This window comes from Stenotrophomonas sp. 96582_Sma, assembly GCF_056480905.1.
The window spans coordinates 2,357,522-2,379,797 of the sequence record NZ_CM151122.1 but is presented as its reverse complement, the minus strand read 5'-3'; the positions used below and the strand labels follow the sequence as shown (position 1 = coordinate 2,379,797).

Genomic DNA, 22,276 nt, shown 5'->3' with positions numbered 1-22,276 from the left:
TAACTGGATGTCAGGCAGGGCCGCGCCGCTTGTCATTTTCAGAAGACGACTGCACCAATTGACGGGGCGTAACGCCAGGTGTGCAGTCGGCTCCTGACCACGCAATATCAGAAGTCATCTGCACCAATCTCGACTATGCTCAATACTCGTGTGCACCAAAGCGAGGTGTGAGCATGGCGTCAGACACATTACCAATTGCCGAGCAGGGCGTGGCCACCCTGCCCGATGCGGCATGGGCACAGGCCCGGCACCGGACCGAAATCATCGGGCCGCTGGCAGCGCTTGAAGTGGTTGGGCATGAAGCCGCCGATGCCGCTGCTCAAGCGCTGGGCCTATCCAGGCGACAGGTGTATGTCCTGATCCGGCGTGCCCGGCAAGGTGCTGGGTTTGTGACGGACCTGGTTCCCGGCCAGTCCGGCGGCGGAAAAGGCAAGGGACGCTTGCCGGAATCAGTTGAGCGCATCATCCGCGAGTTGCTGCAAAAGCGCTTCCTGACCAAGCAGAAGCGTAGCCTGGCGGCGTTCCACCGCGAGGTCGCGCAGGCTTGCAAAGCGCAAAAGCTACGGGTGCCGGCGCGCAACACTTTGGCCCTGCGGATCGCCGGCCTCGACCCGCTCAAGGCCACTCGCCGCCGGGAAGGTCAGGATGCGTCCCGCAGCCTGCAAGGTGTCGGTGGTGAGCCTCCCGCCGTGACCGCGCCACTGGAACAAGTGCAGATTGATCACACGGTCATCGACCTGATCGTGGTGGACGAGCGCGACCGGCAACCGATTGGCCGTCCGTATCTGACCATCGCCATCGACGTGTTTACCCGCTGCGTGCTCGGCATGGTCGTCACGCTGGAAGCGCCGTCATCTGTTTCGGTCGGCCTGTGCCTTGTGCATGTCGCCTGCGACAAGCGTCCCTGGCTGGAGGGTCTGAATATAGAAATGGATTGGCCGATGAGCGGCAAGCCCAGGCTGCTCTACTTGGACAACGCGGCCGAGTTCAAGAGCGAGGCGCTGCGCCGTGGCTGCGAGCAGCACGGCATCCGGTTGGACTATCGTCCGCCAGGGCAGCCGCACTACGGCGGCATCGTGGAACGGATCATCGGTACGGCGATGCAGATGATCCACGATGAATTGCCAGGGACGACCTTCTCCAACCCTGACCAGCGCGGGGACTACGATTCCGAAAACAAGGCCGCCCTGACATTGCGTGAGCTGGAGCGCTGGCTCACGTTGGCGGTGGGCACCTATCACGGCTCTGTGCACAACGGCCTGCTTCAGCCGCCGGCGGCGCGCTGGTCAGAAGCCGTGGCGCGTGTCGGTGTACCGGCTGTCGTCACCCGCGCCTTGGCTTTTTTGGTCGATTTCCTGCCCATCATTCGCCGTACTCTGACTCGCACCGGCTTTGTCATCGACCACATTCACTACTACGCCGATGCGCTCAAACCGTGGATCGCACGACGCGACCGCTTGCCCGCTTTCCTGATCCGGCGCGACCCGCGTGACATCAGCCGTATCTGGGTGCTGGAACCGGAGGGGCAGCATTACCTGGAAATCCCCTACCGTACCTTGTCGCACCCGGCTGTCACCCTCTGGGAACAACGGCAGGCGCTGACGAAATTGCGGCAGCAGGGACGCGAACAGGTGGATGAGTCGGCGCTGTTCCGCATGATCGGGCAGATGCGCGAGATCGTGACCACCGCACAGAAGGCCACGCGCAAGGCGCGGCGCGACGCGGATCGACGCCAGCACCTCAAGGCATCGCCTCCGCCGGACAAGCCGATTCCGCCGAAAACGGACGTTGCTGATCCGCAGGCAGACAACCTGCCTCCGGCCAAACCGTTCGACCAGATCGAGGAGTGGTAGCCGTGGACGAATATCCCATCATCGACTTGTCACACCTGCTGCCAGCGGCACAGGGGCTGGCTCGGCTGCCGGCGGACGAGCGCATCCAGCGCCTTCGCGCCGACCGCTGGATCGGCTACCCGCGCGCGGTCGAGGCGCTGAACCGGCTGGAAACCCTGTATGCGTGGCCAAACAAGCAACGCATGCCCAACCTGCTGCTGGTTGGCCCGACCAACAACGGCAAGTCGATGATCATCGAGAAATTCCGGCGCACGCATCCGGCCAGCTCCGACGCGGACCAGGAACACATGCCGGTGCTGGTCGTGCAGATGCCGTCCGAACCGTCGGTGATCCGCTTCTACGTCGCGCTACTTGCCGCGATGGGGGCACCATTGCGCCCGCGCCCACGGCTGCCGGAAATGGAGCAACTGGCGCTGGCACTGCTGCGCAAGGTCGGCGTGCGCATGCTGGTGATCGACGAGCTGCACAACGTCTTGGCCGGCAACAGCGTCAACCGGCGGGAATTTCTCAACCTGCTGCGCTTCCTCGGCAATGAGCTGCGCATCCCATTGGTCGGGGTCGGCACGCGCGACGCCTACCTGGCCATCCGCTCGGATGACCAATTGGAAAACCGCTTCGAGCCCATGATGCTGCCGGTGTGGGAGGCCAACGACGATTGCTGCTCACTGCTGGCCAGCTTCGCCGCTTCGCTTCCATTGCGGCGACCCTCGTCGATTGCCACGCTGGACATGGCCCGCTACCTGCTCACACGCAGCGAGGGCACCATCGGCGAACTGGCGCACTTGCTGATGGCGGCGGCCCTCGTCGCCGTGGAGAGCGGCGAGGAAGCGATCAACCACCGCACGCTCAGCATGGCCGATTACACCGGCCCAAGCGAGCGGCGTCGGCAATTCGAGCGGGAACTGATGTGAAGCCAGCGCCACGCTGGCCGCTGCATCCGGCTCCCAAGGAAGGCGAAGCCTTGTCTTCATGGCTCAACCGCGTGGCCCTTTGCTATCACATGGAGGTGTCCGACCTGCTGGAGCACGATCTTGGTCACGGCCAGGTTGATGACCTGGATACCGCGCCACCACTGTCGCTGCTGATGATGCTCTTCCAGCGGAGCGGTATCGAGCTGGATCGGCTGCGCTGCATGAGTTTCGCCGGCTGGGTGCCTTGGCTACTGGACAGCCTTGATGATCAGATTCCAGCCGCATTGGAAACCTATGCGTTCCAGCTCTCGGTACTGCTGCCGAGACTCCGCCGTAAGACGCGATCCATCACGAGCTGGCGTGCCTGGCTGCCCACCCAACCGATACACCGCGCCTGTCCGCTCTGCCTGAACGATCCGGAGAACCAAGCCGTACTGCTCGCGTGGAAGCTGCCCCTGATGCTGAGCTGCCCACTGCATGGCTGCTGGCTGGAATCCTATTGGGGCGTGCCAGGGCGGTTTCTCGGCTGGGAGAACGCCGACGCCGAACCGCGCACTGCCAGCGACGCGATTGCGGCGATGGACCAGCGTACCTGGCAGGCACTGACGACCGGCCACGTGGAGTTGCCGCGCCGACGCATCCACGCCGGATTGTGGTTTAGGCTGCTACGCACGCTGCTCGATGAGCTGAACACCCCGCTTTCGACGTGCGGCACCTACGCGGGGTATCTCCGCCAAATCTGGGAATGCTGCGGGCATCCGCTGCGTGCTGGGCAAAGTCTGTGGCGACCGTATGAAACCCTGAACCCGGCAGTACGGTTGCAGATGCTGGAGGCGGCGGCAACGGCAATCAGCTTGATTGAGGTGAGGGATATAAGCCCGCCAGGCGAGCACGCAAAGCTATTCTGGTCCGAGCCCCAAACCGGGTTCACCAGTGGCCTGCCGGCGAAAGCGCCGAAGCCCGAACCCGTCGATCACTGGCAGCGTGCAATCCAGGCCATTGATGAGGCCATCATTGAAGCACGACACAACCCCGAGACGGCACGCTCGCTGTTCGCGTTGGCTTCCTATGGTCGGCGCGACCCCGCTTCCTTGGAACAGTTGCGCGCCACCTTCGCGAAGGAAGGCATCCCCCCGGAATTTCTGTCACATTATGAGCCTAGCCTACCCTTTGCATGCCTTAGGCAGAATGACGGGTTAAGTGACAAATTTTGACGTGCAGAGCTTCCCGATGCAAACTGTCACATAATAGAACGTATATGTGACAGGTACAAGATGCTGATTGGCTACATGCGAGTATCGAAGGCGGATGGCTCCCAGGCGACGGACTTGCAGCGCGATGCGCTGGTCGCGGCCGGTGTTGATCCGGCGCATCTCTATGAAGACCAAGCGTCCGGAAAACGCGAGGATCGTCCCGGTCTGGCGAGCTGTCTGAAGGCACTACGGCCAGGCGACACGTTGGTCGTTTGGAAACTGGATCGGCTCGGGCGCGACCTGCGCCATCTGATCAATACCGTCCATGACCTGACCGGACGCGGCATCGGCCTCAAGGTGCTGACCGGGCACGGCGCGGCCATTGACACCACGACCGCCGCCGGCAAGCTGGTCTTCGGTATCTTCGCCGCGCTGGCCGAGTTCGAGCGCGAGTTGATCGCCGAGCGCACCGTGGCGGGCCTGGCCTCAGCACGGGCACGCGGCCGGAAAGGCGGCCGGCCGTTCAAGATGACCGCCGCCAAGCTGCGGCTGGCGATGGCGGCAATGGGGCAGTCAGAGACCAAGGTCGGCGACCTGTGCCAGGAACTTGGCATCACGCGGCAGACCCTGTATCGGCATATTTCACCCAAGGGCGAGCTACGTCCAGATGGCGAGAAGCTACTCAGCCGAATTTGATGCCGACATGAGGCGACGTAGCGAAAGCGTGGTTTGTCTCAATTTGACGGCGGCGAACCGCAAGCGTTCGGTTCGCCGCTCGTTTCGGTCGCAGTGCTGGCCCGCGCCTGGAAACGTTGATAACACTCCAGCCCGCAGAAGTGCTCGACGTACTCCGCGCCTTCCGGTGTGAAGGCGGCATCGAGCGGAATTTCCTTGCAGCACACGCAGCAACTGGTGGCGGTCGGATCATTTGCATTCATGGTGGCACCCCTCCATTGACTGACGAAGACGGCGAATGCCGCCGCCGGCATCGGCTTTGCGAACAGAAAGCCTTGCCCGCGCTCGAACGCTTGGGCCCTCCGCCGTAGTCCATCCATCCGGCCGGGAAGCGCTCATGATCTTTCCCTGAATGCCCGCAACGCCCGCGCCAGTGACAGAAGAAACAGGCCGGTCAAACCGAGCGCCGTGATGACCCAATACTCGACAAGGAATGCACCGGCGGTTGTGCCGGCCAGCACGGCAGCGAGGATGGACAGGTGGCAGGGGCAAGTCAGCACGGCCAGCGTGCCCCACAGGTAGCCGGTGAACGGTTTGTGCGTCTCGGCCGGCATGCGCTCGGGGCTGTTCATGGCAAACTCTCCGCATGCTGTGCCGGCGCGGTCGGCATGGCGGCCAACTGCACTTCCAGATTGGCCAACGCTTCGCGCCGGCGTTCGACGAACTGACGCAGCACAGCAAGCTGCGCGGCAGTTTCATCGCAGTTCGCCGCATCCAGCGCCCGGCACAGCCGCGCCAATGCGCCGAGGCCGATGCCCGCCTCGAAGGCGGCCCGCACGAAGCACAGTCGCTGCAAGGCGGCGTCATCGAACAGGCCGTAGCCACCCGTGGTGCAGGCGACTGGCCGCAGCAATCCGCGCAGCAGGTAGTCGCGCACGATATGCACGCTCACCCCGGCATCAAGGGCCAGCCGGGACACCGTGTAGGCGTTCATCGAACACCTCCTTTTGGTCGGTTCACGGCAATGCATATACCGTTTCGCCGAGTTCAATCCGCGCGCTGCGAATCCGATGCCGGTGCCGTAGAACATTGGGTCGATATCCGATCACGGTGTCCTAGATGACATGGTCTGCAACAGATGTCGATTAAACTCCTGGCCCAAGCCGAAAGCCTCGTGGACACTGACGATCGCCAATCCTTCCAATCCTTGATGCTTGGAGGCCCAGTCTTCCGCCGTCGGGACAGATGCAAAGAAATGTACATGGCAACAGAAGGACTGACGAACGTCGGCTGCTTCCTGCGGCAATACCAAGGACACCGCCATGCCGGCAGGTTCGACAGCCTGTATCTCGCTGGGTGAAACCGTGAGTGAAACGGGTGCTCCGGTTGCAGCGCAATGCGATGAGACGCGAGCTGTACGGCCGATCAGCGCCGGAAATATCAAGGTGTCCAGCGCGCACCAGGCATACAGACGGCGGTCGTCAATTTCAAAGACATACGAAGTCTCGCGCAAGGTGAGGCCGTAGCCGATGATGTTCCCATCTTTGTCATATTCGGTACTGGTGGCCTGTTCGAGTACGGCGGCCACTCGCTCAGCGGGCCAGTCGAGAATCCCGGCAAGTGTCGTTCGTGAAACCGGACGCCCCTTGGCGAGTTCCCGCAGTAGCGGGACCAAGAGATCCGCAGTACCATTGGTACGATTGACCGAAGTGAGACGTTCTAAAATATATGGGGCGAGCTTCATGGTTCCATCTCCTTTCATCCTGCGCAGCAGGACAATTGTTTGACATCCTTGGTGAAGGTCTGCGCCGCGAGCTTCAGCCCCTCGACCATCGTCAGGTAGGGGAACAACTGGTCAGCCAGTTCCTGTACGGTCATGCGGTTACGGATCGCGAGCACCGCCGTCTGGATCAGCTCGCCCGCTTCCGGGGCCACTGCCTGTACCCCAATGAGTCGTCCGCTACCTTCCTCGATTACCAGCTTGATAAAGCCGCGTGTGTCGAAGTTGGCGAGCGCACGCGGCACGTTATCCAGTGTTAGCAGGCGGCTGTCGGTCTCGATCCCGTCGTGGTGCGCTTCCGCCTCGCTGTAGCCCACAGTGGCGACCTGCGGATCGGTGAACACCACCGCCGGCATCGCGGTCAGATTGAGCGTAGCGTCTCCGCCGGTCATGTTGATGGCCGCACGGGTGCCGGCGGCCGCTGCCACATAGACGAATTGCGGCTGGTCAGTGCAGTCTCCTGCGGCATAAATGTGTGGCGTACTGGTGCGCATGCCCTTGTCAATGACGATGGCTCCCTGCGCATTGACGGCGACACCCGCCGCTTCCAGCGCCAAGCTGCGCGTGTTCGGCGTGCGGCCGGTAGCGACCAGCAACTTGTCGGCGCGCACTTCGCCGTGCCCTGTGGTCAGCACGAATTCGCCGTCCGCATAGGCGACCTGGCTGGCTTGCGTGTGTTCCAGAACCTTGATTCCTTCGGCACGAAAGGCGGCTGTGACGGCCTCACCGATGGCCGGGTCTTCGCGGAAGAACAGTGTGCTGCGCGCCAGGATCGTGACCTGGCTGCCCAGCCGGGCGAAGGCTTGCGCCAGTTCCAGCGCCACCACCGACGATCCGATCACGGCTAGGCGTTCGGGAATGGTGTCACTCACTAGGGCCTCGGTAGATGTCCAGTACGGCGTGCCTTTCAAACCAGTGATGGGCGGAATGGCCGGACTGGCACCAGTGGCGACCAGGCAGCGATCGAACACCACGACGCGCTCGCCGCCATCGTTCAAACGGACGGTAAGGCTTTGGTCATCCTTGAAACGCGCTTCACCATGCAGAACGGTGATGGCCGGGTTGCCATCCAGGATGCCTTCATACTTGGCGTGGCGCAGCTCATCGACGCGCGCCTGCTGCTGGGCCAGTAGTTTGCTGCGGTTAATCGCCGGCACAGTAGCCGCGATGCCATCGTCGAACGGACTTTCACGGCGCAGATGCGCAATGTGGGCGGCACGGATCATGATCTTGGACGGTACGCAGCCGATGTTGACGCAGGTGCCGCCGATAGTACCGCGCTCGATCAGCGTGACTTTCGCGCCTTGCTCGACGGCCTTCAGCGCCGCCGCCATTGCAGCGCCGCCGCTACCGATCACGGCGACCTGCAACTGGCGTTCACCGTCGCTGCCCTTGTCGGCGGTCCCCATCCAGCCGCGTACCTTGTCGAGTAGCCCGGCGCGGTTGTCCGTCGATAAGGTATCAGCGAACGTTGCCTTGTAGCCGAGTCCGGCCACGGCGGCAGTCAGTGCGTCCGATGCGGTGCCGGGGTCAAGGTCGAGTTGGGCCGCGCCCTTGGCGTAGGACACGACGGCCGACTGTACGCCGGGCACTTTCTCCAAGGCTTCCTTGACGTGCGTAGCGCACGAATCGCAGGTCATGCCGGTGATCTTAAGGGTGGTCATGTTTGTTCCTTCTCTGTTGTCGGCGACGGTCGTTTCCGTCAGCCATGTTGTGGTGGCAGTTCGCAGCCGTCCGGGCCGCAGCGGCGATGTGCCGGCGAGACGAAATCCCAGATCGACACCCCGACCATCAAGGCCAGACCGACGTACATCAGGTTCGCCGTCCACCAGTTGCCGAGAAGCCAAACCGTGGCCGCGAATACGATGGCCGGCCTGATCATGCCGAGCAGGCTGCGGTGCCATTGACGATGACTCAGCCAGCCCAGCGCGTTTGCTAACAGGGCGATGGCGGCAAACAGCGGCAATAGCCTGGAGATAAACAGGCCCTCGTATTCACTCAGGAAGCCCAGCCCTATGGCCGCGCCGAAACTGGCGATGGCTGGGAAACAAGCCGCGCAGCCCATCGCGGAAACGACGCTGCCGAGCGCTCCGGTTTTATCGGCGATGCGTGTAATCAAGCCCATGATGTCGCTCACTGCTTAACACTGGAACTTCTTGTCCATTCCATAGCCTGAGCATCGCCGTCCGCGATCTGCTCACGTGTCAATCTGGCCGCAAGCTCGGCGCGCAGCTTGACCGCGGTCTCGTCGCCGCGGGCGGCGGCGATGCCGAACCACTTGTACGCCTGGACCAGATCGGACGCGGCCGGAGCGACGCCCTTCGCGTACAGCTGTGCCAGCTTAACTTGCGCCTGTGTGTGGTTCTGCTCAGCGGAGCGGCGGTACCAATTCACGGCCTCGCTGTCGTCAGCGGGCACAGGCCGTGCGTGGCGACGATAGAAGGTGTCGTTGGCATGCCCTTCGTAGATGCGCGCGAGGTTGAACTGGGCGTCCGCCTCGCCCTGCTCTGCCGCTGAGCGGAACCACTTCCACGAGACTGCCTGATCCTGCGCGACGCCGATGCCGTACTTGTACGCCATGCCGGTGACGTTCTGCGCAATGGGTTCACCCGCTGTGGCCTTGCGCTCCCATTCGCTTTGCGTGGTAGGCGAGAGCGACTCGATGGCCGCCTCCATCCTTTTGAAGTCATAGGCCAACGCACCGACGCTCATGAGCATCAGAAGGCCGCTTACGACGGACGAACGTCCGTATCTAAACAAGTTACTCATCATCGCTTTCCGGGTAGATTTACTGCTTGACGCTGGACGGAAAGCCCGCGTCTCCGGTTGCCTTGATCAGCTTCTGCACGCTGGTCTTGGCATCATCGAACGTGACAACCGCTTCGCGTGTCTCGAAGGTCACGTCAATTTTGCTGACGCCTTCGACCTTGGAAATCGCCTTCTTGACGATGATCGGGCAGGTGGAGCAGGTCATGCCCGGTACGGACAGCGTGACGGTCTGGGTGGCGGCCCACACGGGGGCAACAACGGCAGCGAGGGCGAGGGCGGCAAACAGTTTTTTCATGATGAACTCCTGTGATTAATAGAAAAATGGCATGACGTAGGGAAATCCGAGCGAGACCAGGACCAGCGCGGCCACGATCCAGAAAATGAGCTTGTAAGTAGCTCGCACTTGGGGAATCGCGCAGACCTCACCCGGTTTGCAGGCTTGCGCCGGGCGGTAGATGCGCCGCCAGGCGAAAAACAGCGCGACCAGCGCTGCGCCGATGAAGATCGGGCGATAGGGTTCCAGCACCGTCAGGTTGCCGATCCATGCCCCGCTGAACCCCAAGGCGATCAAAACCAGCGGCCCCAGGCAGCAGGCCGACGCAAGAATGGCGGCCAGCCCACCGGCGAAGAGCGCGCCGCGCCCGTTTTGTGGTTCAGACATACGCTTGTCCTTTCAAATTTGGTTTGGATAGCTTAAGCTTACTTCCGTAGTTATGTACGGAGTCAAGCGATATGCAAATTAATTTTGAGAATCTGACCATTGGCGTTTTTGCCAAGGCGGCCGGGGTCAATGTGGAGACCATCCGGTTCTATCAGCGCAAGGGCTTGTTGCCCGAGCCGGACAAGCCCTATGGCAGCATTCGCCGCTATGGCGCGGCGGACGTGACACGGGTGCGATTCGTGAAATCGGCCCAGCGGTTGGGCTTCAGCCTGGATGAAATCGCCGAGTTGCTGCGGCTCGACGATGGCACCCACTGCGAGGAGGCCAGCAGCCTGGCCGAGCACAAGCTCCAAGACGTGCGCGAGAAGATGGCCGATTTGGCGCGCATGGAGGCTGTGCTGTCTGACCTGGTGTGCGCCTGCCATTCGCGGCAGGGGAATGTTTCGTGTCCGCTGATTGCGTCGTTGCAAGGTGGAACGAGCTTGGCAGGGGCTTCCACAGCTTAGCGTGCTTTATTTTCCGTTTTCTGAGACGACCACAGATCAGAAAAGACTGTGCAGCCGACTCTTGATATTCCGTGCAGTCACCTTCTGAAAATGACACCGCTTAGTCAGAATAGAGTCATCTTTCGCATTTTTTGACACATGCCTGCGAAGGGCATAGATTTCAGCCTGACAGAAACGGGGTTTGAGGCACAACGGAACAGAAGGAGCACTTAAGCCGCCTTCAACCAAGGAGACATCGTGCAGGGGCACCGCATCGGCTACGTCCGGGTCAGCAGCTTCGACCAGAACCCGGAACGCCAGCTGGAACAGACACAGGTGAGCAAGGTGTTCACCGACAAGGCATCGGGCAAGGACACCCAGCGCCCCCAGCTCGAAGCGCTGCTGAGCTTCGTCCGCGAAGGCGATACAGTGGTGGTGCACAGCATGGACCGGCTGGCCCGCAACCTCGATGACCTGCGTCGCTTGGTACAGAAGCTGACTCAACGCGGCGTGCGCATCGAGTTCCTGAAGGAGGGCCTGGTGTTCACTGGCGAGGACTCGCCGATGGCCAACCTGATGCTGTCGGTGATGGGGGCCTTCGCTGAGTTCGAGCGCGCCCTGATCCGCGAGCGGCAGCGTGAGGGCATCACCTTGGCCAAGCAGCGTGGCGCGTACCGGGGCCGCAAGAAAGCCCTGTCCGATGAGCAGGCTGCTACCCTGCGGCAGCGAGCGACGGCCGGCGAGCCCAAGGCGCAGCTTGCCCGCGAGTTCAACATCAGCCGGGAAACCCTCTACCAGTACCTCCGCACGGACGACTGACACATGCCGCGTCGCTTGATCCTCTCGGCCACGGAGCGGGGCACCCTGCTCGCGTTGCCAGAAAGCCAGGATGACCTGATCCGCTACTACACCTTCAACGACTCCGACCTGTCGCTGATCCGTCAGCGGCGCGGCGACGCCAACCGCCTCGGCTTCGCCGTGCAACTCTGCCTGCTGCGCTACCCCGGCTATGCGTTGGGCACTGACAGCGAGCTGCCCGAACCGGTCATCCTGTGGGTGGCCAAGCAAGTCCAGACCGATCCGGCGAGTTGGACGAAGTACGGCGAGCGCGATGTGACCCGTCGCGAGCACGCCCAGGAACTGCGCACCTACCTTCAACTGGCCCCGTTCGGCCTGTCCGACTTCCGCGCCCTGGTGCGCGAGCTGACCGAACTGGCCCAGCAGACCGACAAGGGCTTGCTGCTGGCCGGCCAGGCGCTGGAGAGCCTGCGGCAGAAGCGACGCATCCTGCCGGCGTTGAGCGTGATCGACCGGGCTTGCTCGGAGGCCATTGCACGGGCCAATCGGCGGGTCTACCGCGCCCTGGTTGAACCGCTCACGGACTCGCATCGGGCCAAGCTGGACGAGCTGTTGAAGCTCAAGGCCGGCAGCAGCATCACCTGGTTGACCTGGCTGCGCCAGGCACCGCTGAAACCCAACTCTCGGCATATGCTTGAGCACATCGAGCGGCTGAAGACATTTCAGCTGGTGGACTTGCCCGAAGTCCTGGGCCGGCACATCCACCAGAACCGCCTGCTCAAGCTGGCCCGCGAGGGTGGGCAGATGACGCCCAAAGACCTCGGCAAGTTCGAGCCGCAGCGGCGCTATGCGACCCTGGCCGCCGTGGTGCTGGAGAGCACTGCAACCGTGATTGATGAGCTGGTGGATCTGCACGACCGCATCCTAGTCAAGCTGTTCAGCGGCGCGAAGCACAAGCATCAGCAGCAGTTCCAGAAGCAGGGCAAGGCGATCAACGACAAGGTGCGCCTGTACTCCAAGATCGGCCAGGCGCTGCTGGAGGCCAAGGAAGCCGGCAGCGACCCCTATGCCGCCATCGAGGCGGTGATCCCCTGGGACGAGTTCACCGAGAGCGTCAGCGAAGCCGAGCTGCTGGCCCGGCCGGAGGGCTTCGACCACCTGCACCTGGTCGGCGAGAACTTCGCCACCCTGCGCCGCTACACGCCGGCTCTGCTGGAGGTATTGGAGCTGCGCGCCGCCCCGGCCGCGCAGGGCGTGCTGGCAGCCGTGCAGACGCTGCGCGAGATGAACGCCGACAACCTGCGCAAGGTGCCGGCCGATGCTCCCACCGCCTTCATCAAGCCGCGCTGGAAGCCACTGGTGATCACCCCGGAAGGCCTCGACCGGCGCTTCTACGAAATCTGCGCCCTGTCCGAGCTGAAGAACGCCCTGCGCTCCGGCGACATCTGGGTCAAGGGCTCGCGGCAGTTCCGCGACTTCGACGACTACCTGCTGCCGGCCGAGAAGTTCGCCGCGCTCAAGCGGGAACAGGCCCTGCCGCTGGCGATCAACCCGAACAGCGACCAGTATCTGGAAGAGCGCTTGCAGCTGCTGGACGAGCAGTTGGCCACTGTCGCCCGCCTGGCCAAGGACAACGAGCTGCCCGATGCCATCCTCACCGAGTCCGGGTTGAAGATCACCCCGCTGGATGCGGCGGTGCCGGATCGGGCGCAGGCGCTGATCGACCAGACCAGTCAGTTACTGCCGCGCATCAAGATCACCGAACTGCTGATGGACGTGGACGACTGGACGGGCTTCAGCCGCCACTTCACCCACCTGAAGGACGGGGCCGAGGCCAAAGACCGGACGTTGCTGCTGTCCGCGATCCTCGGTGATGCGATCAACCTCGGGCTGACCAAGATGGCCGAGTCGAGCCCCGGTCTGACCTACGCCAAGCTGTCCTGGCTGCAAGCCTGGCACATCCGCGACGAGACCTATTCGGCGGCCCTGGCCGAGCTGGTCAACCACCAGTACCAGCATGCCTTCGCCGCCCACTGGGGCGACGGCACCACCTCATCCTCCGATGGCCAGCGTTTCCGGGCTGGCGGCCGGGGCGAGAGCACCAGACACGTCAACCCGAAGTACGGCAGTGAGCCGGGACGGCTGTTCTACACCCATATCTCCGACCAGTACGCGCCGTTCAGCACCCGCGTGGTGAATGTCGGCGTGCGCGATTCCACCTATGTGCTCGACGGCCTGCTGTACCACGAGTCCGACCTGCGGATCGAGGAGCACTACACCGACACGGCCGGCTTCACCGATCACGTCTTCGCCCTGATGCACCTGCTGGGCTTCCGTTTCGCGCCGCGCATCCGCGACCTCGGCGAAACCAAGCTGTACGTGCCGCAGGGCGTGCAGACCTACCCGACGCTGCGGCCGCTGATCGGCGGCACCCTGAACATCAAGCACGTCCGCGCCCATTGGGACGACATCCTGCGCCTGGCCAGCTCGATCAAACAGGGCACCGTCACTGCCTCGCTGATGCTGCGCAAGCTCGGCAGCTATCCGCGCCAGAACGGCCTGGCCGTGGCCCTGCGCGAGCTGGGCCGGATCGAACGCACGCTGTTCATCCTAGACTGGCTGCAAAGTGTTGAGCTGCGCCGCCGCGTGCATGCCGGCCTGAACAAAGGTGAGGCGCGCAACTCGCTGGCCAGGGCGGTGTTCTTCAACCGCCTTGGGGAAATCAGGGATCGGAGCTTCGAGCAGCAGCGCTACCGGGCCAGCGGCCTCAACCTGGTGACGGCGGCTATCGTGCTGTGGAACACGGTGTACCTGGAGCGCGCCACCCAGGGGTTGGTCGAGGCCGGCAAGCCGGTGGACGGCGAGCTGCTGCAATTCCTGTCGCCGCTGGGCTGGGAGCACATCAACCTCACCGGCGATTACGTCTGGCGGCAGAGCCGCAGACTGGAAGACGGGAAGTTTCGGCCCCTACGGATGCCCGGAAAACCTTAGCGTACGATTTTTTCCGAATTCTGCGAGCCCCCCAGGAAGAATTGCGTAGACCCGCGCGCAGCAAGCACTACGTTGTGCTGAGGGATCAGCAGCAGCTTTGCCCCCGCGGAATACGCCCCTGTGAGAGCATCCTCTGCCAGGGTATCCGCTGCGACGACGAGGTGGTCACGAGTGAGGAGAACGTTGAGGATGCTCATTGCGGGATCGTCTAGACGTTTGCAGACTATCGCCTTCCCCTCCCCTCCTGTCCAGACTGCTATGGCCTCCGCGATCACACAAATTCTTGGTCGCCCCAATGCTTGCGAGAACGCACTTGAGATACGCCGCGGCTACCTCAAGGCGATGGAAGATGCGCTGCGGGTTTCGCTTCTGATCCACCAAGATCCAAGGCTTCTGTTCGACACGTGGGCCAGACTGCTCCCCTTGATCGCTCAAAGCCACGAGAGTGACGGCAGCCAGCCATTTGCGACCGGGATCGTCCGCTCGCGCGATCATGGATCCCGGCGGTTGGCTGGCTGAGCGTATGGTTGCAATATAGGAAGCAATCGCGCGCGGACCAGAACGCTGTTCATCGCAGACATTCTTAGGGTGCCATTGCAGAGATTTCAGCTTTTGAGGAATAAAATTTCAGTGCAAGACGGTCCATTGCAGAAAAATTTGACTTGCGACTGACGCAACGCAGAAATTGCTGATGCACGGATGATGCAATGCAGAGATTACCGGCTAACAGATGCTGCAGCCCAGCCGGCCAACTGAGGGCTTTGCCCGATGGACGAGCCGTTACTCTTGCCTGCAGATCACGATTCTAGGATGACTTGTGCCTCAATCGGCTGACCAGGATCGGGCGTCTGTGCTGGAGGGCTCCTTAGAGCTCTTGGGTGAAATTCGAGCCGCTTGGATGGAGATAGAGCATGGACGTGACCGAAGATCGACGGCGGTGGCGGCACTTTGCCAGATGTCCCTTGATCACGCCGTGGCAGTACAGTCCCTGATCGCTACTCTGCCCCAGTCAGCAATCTCGCTGGTCCGGCCCCAGTATGAGGCCCTCGTGCGTGCAACCTGGGCATGTTATGCAGCTACCGACACCGACATCGAGAAGCTTCTTGCGCCCCTGACTCTGGAGAGTCAGCAAGCGGCAAAGAGGCTCCCTGGCGTTCAGGACATGCTCGTAAAGCTTGAGTCCTCTGGGCCCCGAGGAGCATCACAGTTGTTGGGCAGAGCCAGACAATGCCTTTATGTCGGCTTGAACTCCTATCTCCATGCCGGGATTCACCCCTTGGCAAGGCAGTTAAATGGCTACCCGGGCGCGCTTCTGGCGGGGGTGGCCATGAACAGCAATGCGCTTGCCATGCTAACCCTTCTGAATCTGGCGCACCTGTGGCCAGGCGAACCAGTTCTGGCATGGATGAATGCACTGCATCATCAATTTGGGGGTGTTTTGCCAGAGTTGGAGCCATTGACCCCCCATCAGCCCTCGCCATAGAGCTGTCCCGGATCGCCTGCGCGTCTAGGGTGGGGTCTGTGGTGAGTGACTAGGCAGTTGGGCCTCGCCCCCCTCTGGGGGCACGGGGAGAACATCACGGGCGCATAAGCAGTTGCCCCGGATTTCTCGTTGGGGCAAGTCCTGGCAGTTGATCTGTGTCGGGGGCCTGTCGGGCGACTGTCATGTTTCCAAGTTCGGCACCCTCCTAATCTGGGCTCCCTACCCCTCCGGAGTTATCTTCTATGACCACCAAGACCCCGCCTCGCCTGCTTACCGCTGCTGAGGTTGGCGCCTGCATTCGCCAGTTCCGCCAGTTGCGTCATTGGTCGCAAGAACAATTGGCCGAGATCTCGGGCCTGAACGTGCGAACAGTTCAGCGGGTTGAGCAGGGTGACTCGGCCAGTTTCGACACCCGTCGCGCACTGGCGCGCGCCTTCGATTTCAATGACATCGATGCACTCAACAAGCCTTTCTCGCTGCCGACAGACGAGGAACTGCAGGCGGCGCAAGCGCAGTTTGAGCGCGACTACATCACCCTGGCGGTGTCCCCGCTTGCTGCTGGGCGCGAGCTGGCCAGCCTGATCGTTTCGTGCGACATGGATCTGTCCGAACCGGCTTTCGAGCTGTCGCGCGAGGCGGCGAGCGAGTTTGCTGCACTGGTCGACTACTACCGTGAGTATCGCGACTGCCAAGACCTGTATTCAGAAGTCGACAAGCTAGACATCTACGACGGGCTGCAGCAGCGCATTGAGGTCCTGCGGGAACTGGGAGTATCACTGTCGCACGGTCAGCGTAAGGTCGTCATTCGGATGGGCTCAGGTATGCCGATGGATGCCACGGTCCTGTACGTCGTGGCGTTTCGCCTCGGCCACGAGTGCAGTCAGATCGTAACTCCTAAGGCAGCACGCATCGGCTGAGTCAGCATTCATTAGATCGATAGTGGTGGCGATACATCTGACAGATGTCTATTGATCGCGCCGTCGCAGTACAGTCCCTGGAGGTTGCCCTGCCTTAGTCAGCGATAGCGCTGGTCCGGCCCCAGCACAAGACCCTGATTCGTGCGACAGCAAGGTTCTTAGCTTTCGAGGCAGCGAATTTTTGATGTGCCCTGAACCCTCGCGAAGATCCACTATGGAGACGCCGTCGATTTCTGGATCCAGACCTAAGAAGCCCTCGAGTTCTGGATCCACAGGCAACTCGTCCTTGAGTTCCTGACTGCGCACCTGAGTGGTCAAGCTCCGCCCGGGTGAAGGCTCTGCGCCCAGTACTCTAGGAACTCCTCTTGAGCAATCGTTTCGATTGCGCCTGGCCTGGCATGCCGCACCATGTGGATGGCATCCGATGCCCGCTTGGCCTCGCCAGACTGCAGCAAAAGCATGGCAGCGACCGTTCCCGCGCGTCCCAACCCCCCCTTGCAGTGGACCACGATCCTTTGACCGCTCAGCATGTCAGCGACGAGCTCAGCACTTAGCTGTAGCCAATCTTTGAGGAGTCTGTCGTCTGGTGCGGCTCCATCAGTGATTGGCAGTCCATGCCAAGAGATGCCCTTCCCCGCCACTATCGCCGGTAAGCTCTCGATTCGAAGGTCCTTGAGCTCCCAAGGCTCAAGCAAGGTGACTAGGTGAGTGGCACCCCAGTCCTGAATAGCCGAGACGTCCACATCTAGGTCTCTCGCCCATGCTCCAGTCATGGCGACTTCCTGGTACTTGCCTGGCGCAAATGTCACCCCTATGCCGCCTCCATGGGCTCCAACAGGCAACTCTGCAATCAGTAACGGGTGGCTAGCGCTGGTGCGCATCATTTCGGCTCTCCCAACATGCGGTAACGTTCTGCGTCGTGCGCCGGGGCGCTCCCCGCTCATTCGCTGCACGGCTAGGATATCGGATGTTCAGATATCGTTGAACTGGAGAGAACACCTAAGGGTCAATATCGGAAAGTCAGATAGACAGTCTGTGGGCAGGTTGATATCCTGACAACTGGTATCGCGATTTGAGGGCTGTGTGGCCTATGTCGTTAGCCAACCGACCCTCATCGCGCCCTGGCCAGAACTGGACAATTTCGTTCGTTCAATAGGTCCCTTTCTTGCGTGCGCGTGGTGCGCGCTAGAGCGCTCAAGAACGGCTAGTTCGCCGGTAGCTGCTGAGGGGTTGGCCTCGCAGGCACTTGACACGCTTGCGACGCTGCGCGTCCTCCATCGCGAACCAGTCGAATGTTCTCGGCTTGCCGCAAGATCTCTGTATGAGCCCCTGGCTTGGTCCTACAAATCTCCGTGGTCTCGCAGTGACTTGAACCTTGAGTCGGCATTGACCCGGTCGCTCACCCAGTGGGCGGCTGAGTGCACGCCCAGTGCGAGGCGGAATCTCGGAATTTCACTGGCATCCACCGAAGCTCGAGCGTACTTGGCAAACCTTCTGCGGAAGCATCGGTTGGACCCGAAGCTAGGCGACGGGCTTCAGTCGATTGGATCGCCTGAATGGAATGCGCTCAGCTTGGGGCGTAAGCGCTACGTGCTGTGGGCGAGCATGCGAAATTCTGCCTCGGAGTTCATACAAAGCGGTTTGGATGAGCATGCCGCGAGGCGAGCACTTGATCGCGAGATAAAACGCAGATGCATCTGGTTAGCTGGACGCGAGCAAGCTGGAACCCTCGCCCGGAAGGATTTTTGCTTCTTGCCTGGTCAGGGTTGGCGTCAGCCGTTGATCCTGGACGTTGCAATGGAGACTTTCCTGCCGCTGGGCATGGCGTACTGGCTGGAACCTAGCGGCAGTTGGCAGCTTTAGCTTCTAGTCTGAGTAGACCGACCAGCTGCCACGGGTCCATGAGATGGTTTGAGGGGGCTCAGGACTCTATCGCGGTAAACGCCCCCCCAGGTCTATATCGACGGTTCTCCAACGAAGCGCTGGACCTTGGTTGACCGGCGAGCCTGTGGCCCATTGGACGCTGGCCAAGAGATGGCCCTCTAGTACTCGTTCAGTCGCTTACGGATTGCCTCGATGGCATCGTCCAGTCCCGCGTCGTCCTCGGGGTAAGGAGAACAAAACAGTTGAACCGGGACCCAGCAATGTTCCTGTCCCGGTTGTACATAGGGGGCGTAATCATCTAGTAGCCATGCAGAGCCGATGGGCTGGGAAACGTTGGCAAGATCCTTCGTCGGCCCAGTCCAGTCTATGTATGGCAAGCGGGCAAACCAACCCGGGGCCGCTCCTTCGCAAGCCAATAGGTCGGCAATCTCGCGAAATCTAGGCTCCGGAACTGTGGTGAAGATGACTAGACCCTCAAAGAGCGACTTTGCCGACTCCAGAAATTCGTAGAGGCCCGGGCGCGGGATCTGGCTTACAGCGTTGGAAATCAGCGTTCCTTCTAAGTCCAAGGCGAGGATGGACGGGCGCATTGTGTAATGGTCCTCTTTGGCGGGGGTGAACGTCGGTACCGCTACCAAGCCCCGCCGGAGGGTGATCCGCCGGCGGGGCTTGGTAGCATCAGACATCTTCGAACTCGCTCGCTTGCTTGAGTTGGTTCTCAAGGAAATCAATGCGCTTCTGAAGATCGGCACTTAGATAGGCTTTGTCCGTAAAGTCCATTGCTGTCTCAGGGATCATCTCCAGCTCGACGCGTGTGGATGTAGCTTGACGAATCGCCAAGGTGGTCCAGGCCTTATCGCCCTTGACGAATCCGACAGTGAATCGAGCCGTAACATGGTGTTCGGGCTTGAGGCCTTCGATGGAACGGAAATCGCTGCGCACCTTCGACGTGGCTACAGGCTGTACATCGCCATTGATGTACAGCGCCGCATTCCAGCTCGCTTCGCTCAATGGCAGTGTTGAGCGGTTGATGATGCGGGCGGTGATGACTGGCTTGGGCCCAAAGAAGCTGTTTTCCATCCGGAACTCTGGATCAACCGCACTGACCCTCTTTAGCTCGGCGATAGTAGGAAGTTGATCGTTGGCCTCCTGTCGTAGCGCTTCTATCTCCTTGGGATTGCTATCCCTGATGTGCTTAACCTGCCCTCTCACCACCTGCCTTACGGAAGCGTTTGGGTAGGTCTGGTTCAGTTTTTCAAGAAGGTCGGCAGGGATTCGTGAGAAAAACAGCCGAATCGTCTCTAACACCATGATTCAACGAGGAAACACCCCTCGACGTCAGGCAGTTCGTGGATTACAGACCTAGGCTTGATTGAACCAGAAGCCGCGTGACACAGGCATTCCTGGAGTACTGCTCAGGCACGCGTGCCCTTCTTGAATATTGGATTCAAGAGTTTCCACGCTCCTGACCCAACGGAAACCTTCAAGAAGGCTCTGACCGTCGCCTGATCCATTGCAGTAGTTCCTCGTGCGGGATCGTACGTCCAGCGTCGACGTCGGCCATACCCTCGCGGGTCCGCCGTTCCTTCTCTTCCTCGGTCAATCCCGGAAGGAGTGCTAGTAGCTTATCTTCAGGGCTCATAGGCCGATGAGCTGTGCTCAAGTTGGCTTGATTCTCGTGAAAAAATATGGGCAGGATCTGGGGATCATCCAAGCCCGCCGGCAAAGGCAGCGATACGTCGTGGACCGCCAAGTCGATGATGACGTCCAAATCTGAGCATAAGGGCTGTATGGCGGTGGTCACCAGACGAGCCGCCCGCTCGGCGAAAGCCAGGTCCACCACCAGCCAGATCAACAGACCGGGAGGCTGTTCGACGCCCCCTGACGAGTGAGTTTCCAGGAGATAGGCCGACGAGACGAAGTCGGCGTGCTCAAGGCTGCCGCTGATGGCCGGAGCGAGCCAAGCCGGCGCGGCCTGGGCAGGTCTCACCGCGAACTCCGCCGGCGCCAGACGTTCCACCCTGGCCAGAAAGCCCGTATCCAACAATGTCGCAACCTCTTCCGGGTACAGGACAACGCCGCCGTAGTTGGGATTGAGCATCAACGTCGCGCCGCGAGTACCGGTTAGCAGCTCACGGCCTGAAACTCCCAGAATTCTGACAGCAGACGAGCTGGCCGCCTGCGCCTTGTCGAGCGAGGTAAAGAAAGGGATCGCATCGAAACCGTCAGGATGGCGGAACTGGACCAGCCGCAGTGTCTGCGCGTCGTCCGAGATGGGCGCATGCACGTACACGATCGCATCCATCAGTCGCTTGAAGAATGCGCGTTCCTCGGCCGCACTGTCGCGGGCCCGTTCAAAGGAAGCCTCCAGCGCTGTCTCCGCAGACGTAGTCCCTCTTCCACGCGGCCTGCTCGGTTGCTTCATGGTCAGATGCGATGAGGGCCGAGCGGGTACCCGGAGAACCAATCCGCCTCGATCTCGCTGCTCAGGTAGGGTCGTACGAAGGCCGACTGGGTCAGCGCTCGCAGCCGCTCTTCGTGCTCAGCAATCGCCTCGATGTCGCTGACGGTTGGATAGTGCCGCAGCAGTCGATATGCCTCTTGCCGCACCTCTTTAGGCACGGCTTGGCTGGCCGCTAGCTGCCTGAGGAACGCGCCCGCCTGCAGCACATTGCGGGTGCGCTCAGATGGCATCGTCATGACATCAAGAATGACTAGCACTAAGGAATGCTTAGCTTATCGCGTTTGTGGCCGGCCAGGGCACGGTGCAACTACAGACCTTGCGATTCCTGTATTAATGTAATATAATCAATAACTTAATTCGCATAAGTGAGCGTTATGTCCATGGAGTGAGGGCCAATAGGAACGAGCAGGTAGCCTGAGCCTTCCCATGATGGGAAGGTCAACAACGCGGGACGGATTACCACTCAACTTGCCTGTCGTTTGACCTTCCCACCGTGGGAAGGCTCATCGTCACGCCGTCGGCAAACCGCCGATGCTTTTGGAGGGTTGTCCATGAATCTCGTTGTTGAAGGTATGACCTGTGGTCACTGTGTCCGAACGGTCACCCAAGCCATTCAGGCCCTTGACCCCCACGCCCAGGTGGACGTCGATCTGGGCAGTGGCGTGGTCAAGATCGAGGGCCTGCTTGCCGTAGAACAGGCGGTTGAGGCTATCCAGCGGCAAGGCTATGTGATCGCTGCGGTGCTCCCTTCTGAGGCTGGTACGCCGGCCGCCCCGGCCGTCGCATCCTCCTGCTGCGGCGGATGCCACCGCTGAGTCCGCGCGAGGGCTTGATCCTGATCAATGACAGTCGGCCCCAAGAGGGCTAGACTGGCCATCATGAGAGCTCGCACGTCCCCTGCCCTGATCTGCCCAGCGTCCGCAGGCGCTGCTTCGGGCGTGCGGGAGCTGTCATGGTGAGGCTGCTGAGGCGATGGCGGCGACCCCGTTCTCGTGCCCGACTGGCATGGCTGGGACTGTGGGCGCTGCTGCTGCAGCAACTCGCGCTGGTGGCTTACGCCTGTCCGCTGGAATCGGTGGAAGCTGGACAAGCGACCCTGATGGTCGGTTGCGAAGAGATGTCCACGCCGGATCCCGATGCTCCGGCGTTGTGCGACCAGCATTGCCAGCGCGATCACATCGCCACGGCCGATGCGAAGGCCCCTCAAGTGCCTTACCAGCCCGCGCTGGCCGCCTTCGCGCTGGTGCAGGCTCTGTTGCCACCGGTACACGCGCAGTTGTATCGGGATGTTCCGGTGTGCGTGTCCGATCCGCCTCCCCTGCAGCGCTTTTGTAGCCTGCTGATTTAAGCCCCCTCCTGGATTGACCCGTGCTCGTGCTGCATGCGTTGCAGCGCGCTCGTTGTCGTTTCCC

The 22,276-nt window shown here is 61.4% G+C and carries 27 protein-coding genes; 12 read left to right on the top strand and 15 right to left on the bottom strand.

The window, feature by feature from the left end; translation table 11 throughout:
- Nucleotides 1-209 precede the first annotated feature (209 nt).
- From ACZK2R_RS11045 to ACZK2R_RS11030, 4 genes are read left to right on the top strand one after another with little or no spacing between them, the layout of a single operon-like run.
- A complete protein-coding gene (locus ACZK2R_RS11045; protein ID WP_425513009.1) occupies nucleotides 210-1,853 on the top strand; it encodes a transposase in 1,644 nt (547 codons plus the stop codon).
- Nucleotides 1,854-1,855: 2 nt separating this feature from the next.
- Entirely contained in the window at nucleotides 1,856-2,764 is a 909-nt protein-coding gene (locus ACZK2R_RS11040; protein WP_003830789.1) for a TniB family NTP-binding protein, read from the top strand.
- A gap of 50 nt (nucleotides 2,765-2,814) precedes the next feature.
- On the top strand, nucleotides 2,815-3,978 hold the full coding sequence (locus ACZK2R_RS11035; RefSeq protein WP_242015004.1) for a TniQ family protein: 1,164 nt from the start codon (nucleotides 2,815-2,817) through the stop codon (nucleotides 3,976-3,978).
- A 60-nt stretch (nucleotides 3,979-4,038) separates the two neighbouring features.
- Nucleotides 4,039-4,653 (top strand): recombinase family protein, encoded by a 615-nt coding sequence (locus ACZK2R_RS11030; protein ID WP_010981357.1) that lies wholly within the window; start codon nucleotides 4,039-4,041, stop codon nucleotides 4,651-4,653.
- 38 nt (nucleotides 4,654-4,691) lie between these two features.
- Here the strand turns inward: ACZK2R_RS11030 and ACZK2R_RS11025 are convergent, their stop codons facing one another.
- The 9 genes from ACZK2R_RS11025 to merT form a co-directional block, all read right to left on the bottom strand.
- Nucleotides 4,692-4,895, bottom strand: a complete 204-nt coding sequence (locus ACZK2R_RS11025) for a DUF3330 domain-containing protein (RefSeq protein WP_005413391.1) — start codon at nucleotides 4,893-4,895, stop codon at nucleotides 4,692-4,694.
- 132 nt (nucleotides 4,896-5,027) lie between these two features.
- Complete coding sequence (gene merE / locus ACZK2R_RS11020) at nucleotides 5,028-5,264, bottom strand: broad-spectrum mercury transporter MerE (RefSeq protein WP_005413392.1); 237 nt, start codon at nucleotides 5,262-5,264, stop codon at nucleotides 5,028-5,030.
- The gene (gene merD, locus ACZK2R_RS11015) at nucleotides 5,261-5,722 is read right to left on the bottom strand and encodes a mercury resistance co-regulator MerD (protein WP_001326384.1); all 462 of its coding nucleotides are present in this window, start codon (nucleotides 5,720-5,722) and stop codon (nucleotides 5,261-5,263) included. The genes merE and merD overlap by 4 nt, the downstream gene beginning before the upstream one ends.
- Before the next feature lie 15 nt (nucleotides 5,723-5,737).
- Entirely contained in the window at nucleotides 5,738-6,376 is a 639-nt protein-coding gene (gene merB / locus ACZK2R_RS11010) for an organomercurial lyase MerB (RefSeq protein ID WP_000761850.1), read from the bottom strand.
- A gap of 14 nt (nucleotides 6,377-6,390) precedes the next feature.
- Complete coding sequence (merA, locus tag ACZK2R_RS11005; RefSeq protein ID WP_005413393.1) at nucleotides 6,391-8,076, bottom strand: mercury(II) reductase; 1,686 nt, start codon at nucleotides 8,074-8,076, stop codon at nucleotides 6,391-6,393.
- A 38-nt stretch (nucleotides 8,077-8,114) separates the two neighbouring features.
- Nucleotides 8,115-8,549 carry an organomercurial transporter MerC gene (merC, locus tag ACZK2R_RS11000; RefSeq protein WP_425513007.1) on the bottom strand — a complete coding sequence of 145 codons (435 nt, stop codon included), beginning with the start codon at nucleotides 8,547-8,549 and terminating at the stop codon, nucleotides 8,115-8,117.
- Nucleotides 8,546-9,181, bottom strand: a complete 636-nt coding sequence (locus ACZK2R_RS10995; RefSeq protein ID WP_020833620.1) for a tetratricopeptide repeat protein — start codon at nucleotides 9,179-9,181, stop codon at nucleotides 8,546-8,548. Before ACZK2R_RS10995 ends, merC begins: the two co-directional genes overlap by 4 nt.
- Nucleotides 9,182-9,200: 19 nt before the next feature.
- Nucleotides 9,201-9,476: a mercury resistance system periplasmic binding protein MerP gene (gene merP / locus ACZK2R_RS10990; RefSeq protein ID WP_005413396.1), complete on the bottom strand. Its 276-nt coding sequence runs from the start codon at nucleotides 9,474-9,476 to the stop codon at nucleotides 9,201-9,203.
- Nucleotides 9,477-9,491: 15 nt separating this feature from the next.
- Entirely contained in the window at nucleotides 9,492-9,842 is a 351-nt protein-coding gene (gene merT, locus ACZK2R_RS10985) for a mercuric ion transporter MerT (RefSeq protein WP_031623830.1), read from the bottom strand.
- A 71-nt stretch (nucleotides 9,843-9,913) separates the two neighbouring features.
- Between merT and merR the strand changes: the two genes are divergently transcribed.
- From merR to ACZK2R_RS10970, 3 genes are all read left to right on the top strand, one after another.
- The gene (gene merR / locus ACZK2R_RS10980; RefSeq protein WP_005413398.1) at nucleotides 9,914-10,348 is read left to right on the top strand and encodes an Hg(II)-responsive transcriptional regulator; all 435 of its coding nucleotides are present in this window, start codon (nucleotides 9,914-9,916) and stop codon (nucleotides 10,346-10,348) included.
- 237 nt (nucleotides 10,349-10,585) lie between these two features.
- Nucleotides 10,586-11,146, top strand: a complete 561-nt coding sequence (locus ACZK2R_RS10975; protein ID WP_010921730.1) for a recombinase family protein — start codon at nucleotides 10,586-10,588, stop codon at nucleotides 11,144-11,146.
- A 3-nt stretch (nucleotides 11,147-11,149) separates the two neighbouring features.
- Nucleotides 11,150-14,116 (top strand): Tn3-like element TnAs1 family transposase, encoded by a 2,967-nt coding sequence (locus tag ACZK2R_RS10970; protein ID WP_005413400.1) that lies wholly within the window; start codon nucleotides 11,150-11,152, stop codon nucleotides 14,114-14,116.
- On the opposite strand, the gene ACZK2R_RS10965 is transcribed toward ACZK2R_RS10970, so the two are convergent.
- Nucleotides 14,113-14,313 (bottom strand): hypothetical protein, encoded by a 201-nt coding sequence (locus ACZK2R_RS10965; RefSeq protein WP_032966765.1) that lies wholly within the window; start codon nucleotides 14,311-14,313, stop codon nucleotides 14,113-14,115. The two genes, ACZK2R_RS10970 and ACZK2R_RS10965, sit on opposite strands and share 4 nt — an antisense overlap.
- A gap of 61 nt (nucleotides 14,314-14,374) precedes the next feature.
- On the opposite strand from ACZK2R_RS10965, the gene ACZK2R_RS10960 reads away from it, so the two are divergent.
- The 3 genes from ACZK2R_RS10960 (at nucleotide 14,375) to ACZK2R_RS10950 (ending at nucleotide 16,516) form a co-directional block, all read left to right on the top strand.
- Nucleotides 14,375-14,635, top strand: a complete 261-nt coding sequence (locus ACZK2R_RS10960; protein ID WP_049401600.1) for a hypothetical protein — start codon at nucleotides 14,375-14,377, stop codon at nucleotides 14,633-14,635.
- A gap of 379 nt (nucleotides 14,636-15,014) precedes the next feature.
- Nucleotides 15,015-15,599 carry a DUF6988 family protein gene (locus ACZK2R_RS10955; RefSeq protein WP_401750236.1) on the top strand — a complete coding sequence of 195 codons (585 nt, stop codon included), beginning with the start codon at nucleotides 15,015-15,017 and terminating at the stop codon, nucleotides 15,597-15,599.
- Between the two features lie 242 nt (nucleotides 15,600-15,841).
- Nucleotides 15,842-16,516 (top strand): helix-turn-helix domain-containing protein, encoded by a 675-nt coding sequence (locus ACZK2R_RS10950; protein ID WP_005413401.1) that lies wholly within the window; start codon nucleotides 15,842-15,844, stop codon nucleotides 16,514-16,516.
- 314 nt (nucleotides 16,517-16,830) lie between these two features.
- Here the strand turns inward: ACZK2R_RS10950 and ACZK2R_RS10945 are convergent, their stop codons facing one another.
- The 5 genes from ACZK2R_RS10945 to ACZK2R_RS10925 form a co-directional block, all read right to left on the bottom strand.
- Nucleotides 16,831-17,289 carry a cyclin-dependent kinase inhibitor 3 family protein gene (locus ACZK2R_RS10945; protein ID WP_021201830.1) on the bottom strand — a complete coding sequence of 153 codons (459 nt, stop codon included), beginning with the start codon at nucleotides 17,287-17,289 and terminating at the stop codon, nucleotides 16,831-16,833.
- A 1,269-nt stretch (nucleotides 17,290-18,558) separates the two neighbouring features.
- Nucleotides 18,559-19,086 (bottom strand): NIF family HAD-type phosphatase, encoded by a 528-nt coding sequence (locus ACZK2R_RS10940; protein WP_021201831.1) that lies wholly within the window; start codon nucleotides 19,084-19,086, stop codon nucleotides 18,559-18,561.
- Nucleotides 19,079-19,708, bottom strand: a complete 630-nt coding sequence (locus tag ACZK2R_RS10935; protein WP_136191796.1) for a hypothetical protein — start codon at nucleotides 19,706-19,708, stop codon at nucleotides 19,079-19,081. The genes ACZK2R_RS10940 and ACZK2R_RS10935 overlap by 8 nt, the downstream gene beginning before the upstream one ends.
- Before the next feature lie 175 nt (nucleotides 19,709-19,883).
- On the bottom strand, nucleotides 19,884-20,825 hold the full coding sequence (locus tag ACZK2R_RS10930) for an SseB family protein (RefSeq protein ID WP_049401588.1): 942 nt from the start codon (nucleotides 20,823-20,825) through the stop codon (nucleotides 19,884-19,886).
- Between the two features lie 2 nt (nucleotides 20,826-20,827).
- Nucleotides 20,828-21,121, bottom strand: coding sequence for a BPSL0761 family protein (locus ACZK2R_RS10925; protein ID WP_223224794.1), 294 nt, complete (start codon nucleotides 21,119-21,121; stop codon nucleotides 20,828-20,830).
- Nucleotides 21,122-21,415: 294 nt separating this feature from the next.
- Here ACZK2R_RS10925 and ACZK2R_RS10920 point away from each other — a divergent pair, with 294 nt between their 5' ends.
- Both ACZK2R_RS10920 and ACZK2R_RS10915 read left to right on the top strand, forming a co-directional pair.
- Nucleotides 21,416-21,679 carry a heavy-metal-associated domain-containing protein gene (locus ACZK2R_RS10920; RefSeq protein WP_021201833.1) on the top strand — a complete coding sequence of 88 codons (264 nt, stop codon included), beginning with the start codon at nucleotides 21,416-21,418 and terminating at the stop codon, nucleotides 21,677-21,679.
- 137 nt (nucleotides 21,680-21,816) lie between these two features.
- Complete coding sequence (locus ACZK2R_RS10915; RefSeq protein ID WP_005413404.1) at nucleotides 21,817-22,212, top strand: hypothetical protein; 396 nt, start codon at nucleotides 21,817-21,819, stop codon at nucleotides 22,210-22,212.
- The last annotated feature ends 64 nt before the right edge of the window (nucleotides 22,213-22,276 follow it).